At 60.8% G+C, this 13,155-nt stretch carries 5 protein-coding genes; 1 reads left to right on the forward strand and 4 read right to left on the reverse strand.

Translation table 11 applies throughout. The features are described 5' to 3' along the window. Positions 1-263 precede the first annotated feature (263 nt). A complete protein-coding gene (locus IAE77_RS11560) occupies positions 264-857 on the forward strand; it encodes a hypothetical protein (protein ID WP_294226428.1) in 594 nt (197 codons plus the stop codon). A 5-nt stretch (positions 858-862) separates the two neighbouring features. On the opposite strand, the gene IAE77_RS11565 is transcribed toward IAE77_RS11560, so the two are convergent. The 4 genes from IAE77_RS11565 to IAE77_RS11580 form a co-directional block, all read right to left on the reverse strand. Further along, a complete protein-coding gene (locus IAE77_RS11565; RefSeq protein ID WP_294226431.1) occupies positions 863-1,540 on the reverse strand; it encodes a hypothetical protein in 678 nt (225 codons plus the stop codon). A 29-nt stretch (positions 1,541-1,569) separates the two neighbouring features. Further along, complete coding sequence (locus IAE77_RS11570; RefSeq protein WP_294226434.1) at positions 1,570-3,420, reverse strand: hypothetical protein; 1,851 nt, start codon at positions 3,418-3,420, stop codon at positions 1,570-1,572. A gap of 58 nt (positions 3,421-3,478) precedes the next feature. After that, the gene (locus tag IAE77_RS11575; protein WP_294226437.1) at positions 3,479-7,957 is read right to left on the reverse strand and encodes a S8 family serine peptidase; all 4,479 of its coding nucleotides are present in this window, start codon (positions 7,955-7,957) and stop codon (positions 3,479-3,481) included. Between the two features lie 368 nt (positions 7,958-8,325). After that, a complete protein-coding gene (locus IAE77_RS11580; RefSeq protein WP_294226439.1) occupies positions 8,326-13,152 on the reverse strand; it encodes a S8 family serine peptidase in 4,827 nt (1,608 codons plus the stop codon). Positions 13,153-13,155: the final 3 nt, after the last annotated feature.

Genomic DNA, 13,155 nt, shown 5'->3' on the forward strand with positions numbered 1-13,155 from the left:
CAGAACTGGGCGGTGTAATTAAGCGCGTCGGGGAGGCTGGCGTTCCAAGCGTTAGCCGGTGAAGGCCATGCTCGTTATGCAGCGAGAAGCATTTTTCTTTCCGGCGTGAGCCTGCCTTGTAAGGAATGTTGCCAGCGAAGCTTCTCCCGGTAGTCTGGCCGTCCATGGAACCATCTGTCACGAATCCGCCGAAGGAGCGGGGACTTTTTCCAGCGACGCAGTGGACGCACATCCGCAAGGCTGGCCGCGGGGATACGGCCGGCTTGATCGCGATGGACGAGGTGTGCCGGGTTTACTGGTATCCGACGTTTGCGACGGCCCGCTCGAAGCATGGCATGGATCACCATCAGGCAGAAGACATCACCCAGGGCTTTTGGGCTTGGCTGCTGGAACATGGCCACGTGGGACGTGCTGTGCCGGAACGGGGAAAGTTTCGCTCCTTTCTTATGACCTGTTTCGACCACTTCGTGCTGCATGAATGGCGGAAGCGCGTTGCCCGGAAGCGTGGAGGGCAATCCCCCCACATCAGCATTCAAAGTGACGATTGGAACGAACGATTTGAACGTGAGATGGGGTGCGCGACTTCTCCGGCGGAACATCTGGAGCGCGTTTGGGAGGATGCGGCGTTGGAAGCAGCGTTTCATGAGGTGGAAATCGAATGGCAGCGTCGGAAGCGTGGACCTCTTTTTGCCGCGCTCAAAGAACACCTTGCGAACGGAGCCAAACATGGGGCGTTGAGGGAGATTGCAGAGGTTCATGAACTCAGTGAGAACAACCTGCGCCAGTGCATTTTCCGCTTGCGTGGCGAATTGAAACAGGCGGCCGCGCGATGGTTGGGAAAAGCGACTGATGGATAACGGCATCATGGTGGGCTCACACGCACCGGAGAAACATCCAGCGTGGTGGCGGCAACTTTCGACGGTGTCCGCAGTTCCGCCATGGCATCCGCTGGAGGCGTGATCCTTGTGCCGGGCTTGATGGAGCCAGGTGCGTCAACTTCGTAGGCGCTGGCAGCAACTTGCACCTGGCCATCGGACACTTTGGCAAAGGCCACGATGCTGCGGTTCTCCGCCGTTTTCATAGGTACGGCGGCCAAGTTCGCCATACGATCTGCCACACGTCGGGCGGCTTCACGCAGGATCTCCTGGTCCAGCTTCCTGTTTTCGACGGCCGCGGCTCGGCGGTCCGGCATGGTGGCGATGCGCCTGCGAGCCTGCACGTACTTGGGCTCGCGCTCGATGATCCGGGCCTCTTGTGCGATCAAGCCATCGATCTTACGTTTGACGGCGAGCCTGATGAGCTCCTTCTCGGCAGCTTCGAGTGTTTTGTAGCGGCGGATGACGCGGGCGATCGCGGCGAGGTCACGCACCTTGACCTGACCACTCGGAGTTTGCATGAAGTAGGTCGTGTCCTGATTCCGCCCGAACATCGGCTGATCCAGCTCGGTGGGATCTCCTGTGACTGGTCCTGAGGCGCAGCCGGAGAGCCAGAGGGCAGACAGGCTGATGGCGGCAATGAAGAGGCGGGCGCGTGGATGCATGGGATGGGGAGTCTTGACGAATCAATGCTTCAGCGGACGACGCGGATGCGCATGAAGCGGCGCTGCGCGGTGGAGGAAAGGTCACGCACCTCGACCGCTTTTCTGCCGCCGGAGGCATCGGTTTCAGTGATGATGCCTGTGCCGGTGGTCACGGCGCCATTGACACTGCTTGCGATTGTTTCAGGAGCGCTTTGCAGGAGGGAAGGGTTGTCTGCGACATCGACATGGATGCTGATGTCATTTCGCGTGGGATCACGGGTGAACGTGAGTGCGAGCCTGCCGCCAAGACGCTGCGCGGGCGGCAGCGAGGCGCTGCCAGAGCTGCCTGGAGGGATGCTGAGCGCGTATTTGATGAGGTTGGCAATGCCGTCGCCGTCCGGCGTGGCAGTGTCCGCGGCGCTGCCGCTGTTGGATGTGGTGCCGAAGTAGGTGAGCCGCCAGCTTTCCGAAGGCGTGGGTGGCGAGACGCTGAAGCTCTGGATCTGCTCGGTGATGCCGCTGCTGCCGTTGAGGTAGCCGCTGGTGGTGCGGCCGCGCGCGCGGATGCTGCCGGTGGCAGGCAATGCGAGGCCGCTGAGCTGCCATCCGCCGGCGATGGCCACGGGCGTGCCGAGTGTGCTCCACGTGCTGCCGCCATTCGTCGAAAGCTCAAAGATCACCTGCGAGACCTGAGGTGCGGCACCTCCGCGCAGCCACTGCACCTCCGAATAGCTGATGGCGAGGCTTTGTGTGGCTGCGTCATTGAGCAGCCGTGCGGCGAGGTTACGAGTGGTGCCGTTCACCGTGAGAAAGTTGCCCGCGATGAGCGCGGCACCGTCAGGCTGGAGCGCAACGCCGTTCACGTCCATGCCATCCACTCCTGTGCCCGACGAAAAGCCAGTGTCGATGCTGCCATCGGCATTCAGGCGCGCGATTCCGCTGCGGTCTGTGCCACCGACCGTGACGAAAGCCCCACCGATCAGGATTTTGCCATCCGCCTGCTGGGCGAGGCTGTACACCGCGTAGTTGTCCAGTTCATCCACAGGTGCCGGATTGAAGGTGGCGGTGCCTTCGAGGTTTCCGTTTGGTTGGAGCCTCGCGACGCGGATCCGGCTCTGGCCGTTCACGGCCTCGAAATTGCCTGCGATGAGGATTTTGCCATCGGGCTGCAAAGCAATGCAGTTCACCCGGTCGTCCGGCCCGCTGCCTGGATCGAAGGTTGCGGTGGATTCGAGCGCGCCGGTCGGATGCAGCCGCGCGATGCGATTGCGTGACTGCCCGTTGATGCTGGTGAAAAGGCCGCCCATGAGGATTTTGCCATCGGGCTGCAAAGCGAGGCTGAAAACATGGTCATTGGCCCCGGTGCCGGCATTGAAGGTGCCATCGACACTGCCATCGGCATTCAGCCGGGCGATGCGCGAGAGCGACTGGCCGCTCAAGGTCGTGAACAAGCCCGCGAGGAGCACCTTGCCGTCCGGTTGCAGCGCGATGGCATGCACCACGTCATCCGGGCCGGTTCCGGCGTTGAAGGTGCTGTCGAGCGTGCCGCCCGCATTCAGCCGCAGGATGCGCCCCGGCGGCAAACCGCCGCCGGTGTCCGCCGCGAGGCCCCCGAGCAGCACTTTGCCATCCGGCTGCACGGCGATGCAGTAGATCGTGCCATCCGCGTTCGAGCCGGGCACAAAGGCTGAGTCCAAAATCGTGCCTGAGGCATTGAGCCGGGCCACATTGAGACGGGTGGTGCTCCCCACGCGGTTGAAAAGGCCGCCGATGAGGCTTTTGCCATCGGGTTGCACAGCGTAGGCGTTGAGGAACATCAATCCGGCCGGGGAGATAGTAACGTTCGGATTCCAGGTGCTGTCGAGATCTCCCGGCGCGGCATGCAGGGTTGGCGCGAACAAGAGCGTCGCGGTCAGGAGGCAGGATTTGAAGTGAAGGCGGGCCACCGGATGGGGAAAGTTATTTGCGCTGAATTTTGAGCCTCATGAACTGCTTTGGCACGTCATCCAGCGATTGTGCGGAGTAAACTTCCAGCGTTTCGGCAGTGTCGAGCACTGTCACCGTGTGCGGATCGCCGCTGCGCCAGTTTACCAGATCGGTGGAGACTTCGACGATGTAGTCGATGTCCTGCCGGATGCCGCCGTTGCGTGGCACCGTGAAGGCCATGTAGCGCTTGCCGTTCTGCAACTCCACGGTGGGAGTCGAGAAGAGGCCGGCACCGCCACGCGCACCCGCGCTCTGAGCCGTGGAGCCGATTAGGTCAACTCGTGCGGCCGGCAGGCTTGACGAGTCGTGGCGCTGCTTCGGATTCAGACCGAGGGCGTATTTGATGAGGTTGGGGATCCCGTCGCCAGCCGGTGCGGAAGAGTCTCCAACGATGTCCTTATTGAAGAGTTCCGAGATTGAGAACCCGCTCAGCAGCCAGGAGTTTGAGGTTTCGCCGGTCCCAAGGGTGGAGAGTGTCGTGGAAGCGGCTCCAAATCCAGTGACCCTGACTGGCAACGGCGACCACGCATCGCCATCGCCAACTGCACCTCCAGAGCCTTGCCCCCATGACCATACATTGCCATCGGATGTCACCGCCGATGCGGATGACCTGCCTGCGGCGAATTTTACGGGTGAATAGATGCCGACCACCTCGGCAGGGGTGGTGAGGCTTGCGACTGAAGAAGGATCCCGTGCGGCGATGTATCGCCCGAAAATGTCGTTCACACCCCAGTTCCATAGCTTGTGATCCTGAGTGAATGCGAAGAACGCGGAGGCGCCCGCGAAAATCTCGGATGCCGCAGGCAATCCTTGCACACGGGCCGGTGTCATCTGGTTTGTGCCATCTGGCAGACCCACCCCGAGATTGGTCATGGAGTTCTGCCCCCACGCCCAGACACTGCCGTCGGACTTGAGTGCGATGCTCTGGTTGGACACGGCAGCGATTGCGACGACATCGCTGATTGCCGCGACCAGCACCGGCGACGTGCGGTTCACCGAGGTTCCGTCGCCAATCTGTCCGCAGTTGTTTCGGCCCCAGGCATAAACGCTGCCTGTTGTCGTCAGCGCCAGCGTGTGTGAGTTGCCGACAGCAACGGCTGTTATGCCTGAAACTCCGGCCACGGTCACCGGGCTTGCCTGGTTGCTTGTTGTGCCGTTGCCCACCTGGCCGCGGGAGTTGGCCCCCCATGCTTTCACCGTTCCGTCCGCCATCGCAACGACCACGTGCCCCATGTTGCTGTCATTGTTGAAGCCTCCGGGTGTCACAGCTATGGACACCGGTGATTGAATGCCTGCGACCTGGGATGGGGACGATGAATATGTGACGTTTCCCTTTCCCAGCTGACCTTGGGCGTTGTAACCCCAACTCCAAACACTCCCGTCGCGTTTGAGCGCCACAAAGAACGCACCATTCGACGCGCCATCGAACATGGCGCGAACATTATTGATGACGGTCAGGCTGGAAACCGTCCGTGTCGATGCAATTGACTGAGCGCCCGTGCCGCCCCAATACCGCACCACACCGGATGGCATCACCGCATAGGTTCCTCCTGCGGATGTCGCGGGATACACCGCCTCTGCTCCCCTGAGCACGGGCAGGTTCACTGGCAGCAATTTGTCAGCAAAACGGCTGACGCCAAGTTCGCCGTCGTTGTTTGTGCCGGCAGCGTAGAGCTCGCCGTCAATGGTGCGGATCAGGCTGAAATCTCGCCCGACAGCACAGGCAATGATGGGTGGGGCTCCGGGGATGCTCACTTGGAGGGGCGTCACGACGTTCGCGCTGTCAATGCCGAGCCCCAAGCCTCCCTCGTCGGACACTCCCCAGGTCCATACGCGGCCATCGGAATCAACCGCCAGCTTGTTATAAGCAGACGCTGAAAGCACGAAGATGCCGGAGAGTCCTGCCTTGGTGACTGGCGTGGCGCTGGAACTTGGAGTGCCCTCTGAGAAGTAGCCCCAGTTCAAGACCGAGCCAGTTGCTGTGACGACGGCGGAATAACGGATGCCTGCCTCAACAAAAGCCGCCCCGGCGATGCCGGCAACGACGCGGGGCGTGCTGTCAAAGCCCGTTGAGCTTCCATTTCCAAGTGCCCCGTCTGTTTGATCCCCCCAGGTCCAGACCGATCCGTCGGATTTCAAGGCGATGGCATGCTCAGCACCGGCCTCGACCTGAAGCACCCCGGATAGCGAGGCGATTTGCACGGGGCTTGTCCGATCCACGATGTCACCGAGGCCAAGCTGGCCAAAGTAATTGCCACCCCATGCCCAGACTGTGCCATCCGCCTTGACGGCAAGCGCGAAGGTGTTTCCAGCGGACACCCAGACAATGTCGCTCAGGCCTGGGATTTGCGTGGGAGTTGAATGAGCCGCGAAGTCGGTGCCTCCGAGCCCCAGCTCGCCATAGGAGTTGTTCCCCCAGCTCCAAACACGACCGTCCGAATCCAATGCGTAGCAAGCACGGCTCATTCCACCGACAACCTGCACCACACCTGACAGTCCTGGTATTTTCACCGGTGCGGAGCGGGATCGGGTGTCGCCAAGCCCAAGTTCTCCCAGACTGTTGAATCCCCAGGAGTAGATTTCGCCGCCTTCCACCACCAGAGCCGACTTGTTGGATGAGCTTGGATTGCCAACCACAGCCATCCTCCCGACAAGCGCCATCGAGTTGGTGAGCGATTCACTGGAAACCCCTGTTCCACCAGAAGAGCCGCCACTGGATACGAGAATCGGCTGATAGAGGCGGTCGATGACCTTGGCGACGTTGAGCCTTCCCGCGCTGACACATTTGAGATGCAAGGTGGGAACTGGCTGGACCTGTTCGATCACCACCTGCCGAGCCTGCAACTCGGTCAGCGCGGGCTGCCACATCCTGATCAATGCCGCGGCTCCGGCGACCTGTGGTGCGGCCATGCTGGTGCCGTTGCGGCTTTCGTAGCCGTAGGCCGGGTCGCCAGGGGCTTTCCACCTTGTGCTCCAGATGCTGCTGCCGGGGGCGAAGAGATCCACGTTCAGACGGCCGTAATTCGTGCCGGAACCGCCGCTCCAGACCGCCTCGGCATCGCTGCTGTCGGTGGCTCCAACACTCACGATGAAACCGCTGGGCAGGCAGGCGGGGTAGATGGGGATGCGGTCGAGATTGAAGCGACTGTTGCCCGCCGCTGCCACATGGACCACGCCGTAGGGTTTGGGCCGCACGGGATTGGAGAAGGTCAGCGCGGCGTTCGTGCCGGCGGTCTTGGTGTGGTCGCTCAAAGTAATGCTGCTGCCGCTCACGATGGTGACCAGCGTGCCACTCGGGATGCCGGGGCCGGAAAGGGTCATGCCCACCTTGATCTTCGCCACTTCGGAGCCTCCACCGTTCACCGTCATCGTGTTCACGTCGCTGAGGTAGGTGCTCGTGATGCCTGCTGGCAGCGGATCGGCGGTGCTCAGGGGATTGTTGATGGTGTTGAGCATCGCGAGGCTGTAGCCAGTGCCACCCCACGAGTGATTGGCGACTGCCACTTTGCGGCCGGTGTTGTTCAGCGTGCGGATGTAGTCCATCGCGCCGATGGCGGCAGAGTAGGTGCCAAAGGTGCCGCCACTCACGGCCTTGATGATGCGCAGCGGCAGGATCTTGACGCCCCAACACACGCCGGAGGCTCCGGTGGCGTTGTTTCCTACCGCGCCGATGATGCCTGCGACGTGAGTGCCGTGACCGACATCGTCCATGACCTCGTTGTTGAGCTCGACGAAGTTCCAGCCGCGCCAGTCGTCGATCTTGCCGTTACCGTCGTCGTCAATGCCGTTGGTTTCCTTGCCTGATCCCGTTTCACCAGGGTTGTTCCAGATGTTGGCTGCGAGGTCGGGGTGGGTGTAATCAACTCCCGTGTCCACAACGGCGACGACGGTCTGGTTGGCGATGGTGGTGGTCTTGGGTGAGCGGATCACGGCCCAGGCTCGCGGTGCCATGATCTTGGGAAGATGCCACTGCTTGCTGGTGTCCGACGCGTCGGTGGTGAACAAAGGATCGTTCGGGGAGGTGTCCGCGCCGCAGATGAGAAAATCCGGCTCGGCATGGCGGACCACGCCTTTGAGCTTGCTCATGGCGAGCACTGCCCGCTCGACGGAGCGGTCTCCTTCGGCTGGAACGGCCACCAGGTACAGACCACGGGTGGTGATGGCGGTGCGAACAGTCACACCGGCGGGCAAGGAGCCTTCGAGCTGTTCGAGGCTGATGCCGTCCTCCACCTGCACCATCAAGTGATCGGCCAGCATGGCGTTTTCCCACAGCAACTCGCCACCTTCGGCTTCCATGAGGGCTGAAGCTGACTCGGGTGCCGCTGTGTTCGCTGTCGCGGAAGCGCTGGCCGCCTGCCGGTCGAGACGATAGACCCGGTCCACCCGAACGAACGGCAGGGGAAGCTCAGGGACCTGAATCACCACGCTACGGCGCTGGAGCGGAGTGCTCACCGGAAGTTCCAGCGCTTGGGCGAGGTCAGGCTCCCAGGTCTGCGGCTCAAACGCGCGTGTTTCCTGGCGAAGGGGGCTTCGTTGTCGAAGGAGTGCCTCAAAAGCAAAACGCGAGGGTGGAGTGACTCCCTCGTTTATTGTTGAAGGCTGGGATGTCTCTGGCAGCCCACGCTTTGGCTCCCCGGGGCTTTGCCAGGAGTTGTCAGGGGACCTATTGTGTGCTGTTGAAAGCTGACTCTGTGGCAGATGCCGAGGGGATTGCCTGCGGGGCCATAACGCGAACATTCCCACCAGAACGATGATGATCGACAGTGCTCGGAGATGGGAATTCATGGTCAGTCCTCGTGCTTCAGGGTGGTCTCGCACAGCTACTTTCGCTCCACTTTCAGCCGCATGAATTGTTTGGGCACGTCATCCAGCGATTGTGCGGAGTAAACTTCCAGCGTTTCGGCAGTGTCGAGCACTGTCACGGTATGTGGATCGCCGCTGCTCCAGGTCACCAGGTCGTTGGAAACCTCGACGATGTAGTCAACGTCCGTGTGAATGCCATTGCGCGGCACGGTCAAGAGCATGTAGTGCTTGCCATTCGTGAGTTCAGCGGTTGGCACTGAAAACAGTCCGATGCCGCCCCGGGTCGAAGCGCTCTGCGCCGAGCCTCCGATAACATCGATGCGCGCGGTGGGCAGGCTGGAGGAGTCGTAACGTAGTTTGGGATTGAGACCGAGGGCATACTTGATCAGATTTGGTATGCCGTCTCCGGACGCATCGGCAGTATCTCCCGAGATCGAAGCATTCAGAATCTCGGAGTTTGAGAAATTCTGGAGAAACCAGGAGTCGCCCAAATTCTCCGTGCCCAGAGTGGACAACGTCGTGACTGTCCCGCCAAATCCAACCACCCCGACAAAATTCGCCGACCAGGATTCACCCAGTCCCATCGTCAGGTCGTCCTTGCCCCAACACCATACGGAGCCGTCAAACTTCTGAAAAAGAACGCTTCCCGAATTTCGGCTTGCGGCCACATCTCTCACATTTGTTGCACCAAAGACCGGCGCTGGTATCATCATCGAAAAAATATCAGTCGGATAACCGGGTTCCCTGCCTAGCGGGTCTATGGTTTCCCCTTCCCACGAATCGCTTCCCCAACTCACCAAGGAATGGTCGCTCAGCAGCGCTACAACCGACTGCGCTCGACACACGAATTTGATAATCGGCTTCTGGATGGACGCATAGATAATTACCGGGCTAGGAAGACAAAACTGCGTGCTTGGGAGAAGGGAGGCACTCGAAAAATAAAGCCCCTGCCTTCCCCAGCCGAAAAGCGTTCCATCGGAGCGAAGTGCGTAACTGACACCGGGACAAGCCGCGATTTGAACAATATGGTCGATACCTGGGACCTGCGCGGGAATCCGTCGATTCTCAAATGTCCCGTCGCCAAGTTCGCCACTCTCGTTACCGCCCCACGTCCAAACCGTTCCATCGTTTTTCAGTGCCATACCATGACCCATCGCGGCTGACACTTGAACGACTGAATTCAGCCCGGTAACAGGCCCCGGGATGGTGCGACTGTTGGTGGACCCATCTCCGAGGTAACCGCCGTAGTTACTCCCCCATGAATAGACCGTTCCATCGGATTTCAAGGCGAGAGTGAAACCCGAATATGGGTACGAAGAATATTCGTAGAACGCGAACCCCGACGAAATGCTGACTATACTCTCCAGCCCCTGAATCTCCACTGGCGACTCGCGGGAGGACGTTGTTCCGTCTCCGAGCTCGCCTTCTTCATTGTAACCCCAGGCCCAAAGTTTTCCGTTTGCAAGACGGGCGATTGCACTTCCCGGAGAGGGGGAAGCGACCTCGACAATCGGGCTCTCCAGTGCAGGCTCCGGGTATGTGGTTGGGACTTGGAACGCCGAGGAGTCCGAAGCGGAATTAAGGCGCCCCCACATCATTGTTCGACCGTCTGGATGCCTGGCCCAGCGGACGAGCCCGGTCGCTCCGAAAGCTTCGACACCTCGGAGGCTTTGCATTTCGACCGGAAAGATCCGATTCGACGATATCCCGTTACCCAAACTTGAGAGTCCTAGATTCTTACCGCATGCAAAGAGCTGTCCATCCGTGTCCAAAATCACCGATTGATCTCCGTTTGTGGTGCAAGCCAAGACGCTCGATCCTTTTGGAAGGACGCACTCAACGGCTGGCATCGCGGGCGTCACAGTTCCGAATACCGATCCAATTCCTAGTTGTCCGTAACTACCGTCCCCCCAAGCGAAGAGCCTGCCCTCGAAATCGACTGCTAGTCCCAACCCCCAAAGCCCATTGCAACTAATGACCCGGATACCTTCGAGGCCGGTTTTTACGACCGGGACTGCGGACGTAGTGAAGTCCGGAGCCTTGCCCGTTTGCCAGACGGTGCCGTCGTTTCTTAGATAAACGGTGGCGACATCTGTCGTGTCAACAAACGCCACATTTGTGATTCCAGGAACGAGAATTGGGGATGTGATAATACCGGAGAGCAACCCATCGCCGAGTTTATTTGTATATGGATCGTACCCCCTATCACCCCATGCGTACACTTGCCCAGCCGCAGTGAGAGCCACGCTATGATAAGCCCCAGCGTCAGCCTGGACAACGTTCGACAGGCCTGGCAATTCGGTTGGTACATTTCGGTCGATTTTAGTGCCGTCGCCCAATTGACCATACGAATTGCCGCCCCACGCGAAGAGCTTGCCATCTGCACGCACCGCCAGAACGTGAGAATCGCCTCCGGAAATCCATGCGATGTTGCTCAAGCCGGGCACTTGCTGCGGAATCGTCACCGACGAAGGTGAGGTAGAACCGACACCGAGCTTTCCGTCGGAATTACTTCCCCATGCCCAAACGGTTCCGTCATCCTTGAGTGCATGGCTGGTGCTTCCTCCCACGCTAACCATGACGACCCCGGAAAGTCCGAACACCTTCACCGGGGCCGCAGAGCTGTCAGTCGTCCCATTTCCCAACTGCCCCGATTCATTGGCACCCCATGCCCAAACCTGGCCCCCACTCACGAATAGAATATGCTCGCTGCTTCTCCCCGCCGCTAACCTTCCCGTGACCCCTATTGCCGCTTGTAGTGCCTCAGATGCCTCACCGCCCCCGCCGGTCGAGCCCCCGCTACCGACAAGAACGGGCTGGTAAAGACGGTCGATGACCTTGGCGACGTTGAGGCGGCCACCACTGACAGACTTGCCGTTGAGCGCCGCGACCTGGTCCACCTGCTCGATGACGACCTGGCGTGCCTGCAACTCGGTCAGCGCCGGTTGCCACATGCGGATGAGGGCTGCGACACCGGCGACTTGCGGCGCGGCCATGCTGGTGCCGTTGCGGCTTTCGTAGCCGTAGGACGGGTCGCCGGGGGCTTTCCATTTCGTGCTCCAGATGCTGCTACCAGGGGCGAAGAGGTCCACGTTCAGACGGCCGTAGTTCGTGCCAGCGCCGCCGCTCCAGATCGCCTCCCCGTCGCTGCTGTCGGTGGCACCCACGCTCACGATGAAGCCGCTGGGCAGGCACGCGGGATAGATGGGGATGCGATCAAGGTTGAATCGGCTGTTGCCTGCGGCGGCCACGTGCACGACGCCGTAGGGCTTAGGGCGAATGGGATTGCTGAAGGTGAGCGCGGCATTGGTGCCGGACGCGGTGGTGTAATCACTCAGCGTGATGGTGCTGCCGTCCACGATGGTCACCAGCGTGCCTGAGGGGATGCCCGTGCCTGAGATGGTCATGCCGACCTTGATCTTTGCCAACTCGGTGCCACCACCCGCAGGTGTGAGCGTGTTCACGTCCTTGACGAAGGTGCTGGTGAGGCCTGCGGGTAGCGGGTCGGCGGTGCTCAGCGGGTTGTTGATCGTGTTGAGCATCGCGAGGCTGTAGCCGCTGCCTCCCCAGGAGTGATTGGCCACGGCGACCTTGCGGGACGAGCTGTTGAGTGTGCGGATGTAGTCCATGGCACCAATGGCGGCGGAGTAGGTGCCAAAGGTTCCTCCCGACACTGCCTTTATGATGCGCAGCGGCAGGATCTTGACGCCCCAGCATACACCGGTTGCTCCAGTGGCATTGTTTCCCACTGCGCCGACGATGCCCGCCACATGCGTGCCGTGGCCCACGTCATCAATGACGTCATTGGTGAACTCCACGAAGTTCCAGCCGCGCCAGTCGTCGATCTTGCCGTTACCGTCGTCGTCGATGCCGTTGATTTCTTTCCCGTCTCCGCTTTCACCAGGATTGCTCCAGATATTCGCGGCGAGATCGGGATGCGTGTAGTCCACCCCAGTGTCCACGACGGCGACGACAGTCTGGTTGGCGATGGTGGTGGTCTTGGGTGACTTGATCACGTCCCAGGCACGCGGGGCCATGATTTTCGGCAGGTGCCACTGCTTGGTGGTGTCTGCGGTGTCGATGGTGAAGAGGGGATCATTTGGCGTGGCGTCCGCTCTGCAGATGAGAAAATCAGGCTCTGCATAGCGCACGACGTTTTTGAGCTTGTTCAGGGCCAGCACGGCTCTTTCCACGGAGCGGTCTCCCTCGGCGGGGACGCTCACGAGGTAAAGCCCACGGCTGGTGATGGCGTCACGCACACGCAGGCCGGCGGGCAGCGCGGCCTGGAGCCGCTCGCGGCTGATGTCGTCCTCGACCTGCACCATGAGGTGGTCGGCGAGCATGGCGTTTTCCCACAGCAACTCACCGCCACCCGCGTCGAGCACGGCGGCTCCTGTGTCCGGCGAGGCGACTGCGGCGGTTTTGCCGGCCTGGCGATCCATGCGGTAGATGCGATCCACGCGAACGAGAGCATTCCGGAGCTCCGGGACGGGAAAAACGGCACTCCGGCGCTGCAGCGGGGTGCGCGATGGCAGCTCCAGGGCAGTGATGAGGTCCGTTTCCCAGGTTTGGGCCTCAAACTGGCGTTTTTCGCTGCGCAGGGGCTTTCTTCCGAGCATCAGGGCTTCGAAGGCAAATCGGGAAGGAGTGGCCGAGGTCGTGTTTGCGGCCAATGGAGCCGCTACGAGCGGTTTGGGGGGAGAAATCGGCAAAACCGGCTTTTGCGAGCGAGCGGCTGCTACGGGCTTGAGTGAGCGATCAGGCTCCGAAGGCTGCCAGAACTCCTGAAAAGCCATACCTCCGCCGAGGACTAGGATGAGGAGGGCTGTGTGGCGTGTTTTCATGCT

This window comes from Prosthecobacter sp. (assembly GCF_014879935.1).
Classification (GTDB): Bacteria; Verrucomicrobiota; Verrucomicrobiia; order Verrucomicrobiales; family Verrucomicrobiaceae; genus Prosthecobacter.

Coding starts and splice junctions, on each gene's coding strand:
- IAE77_RS11565 (WP_294226431.1), bottom strand. CDS start 1,540: ATGCATCCACGCGCCCGCCTCTTCATTGCCGCCATCAGCCTGTCTGCC.
- IAE77_RS11580 (WP_294226439.1), bottom strand. CDS start 13,152: ATGAAAACACGCCACACAGCCCTCCTCATCCTAGTCCTCGGCGGAGGT.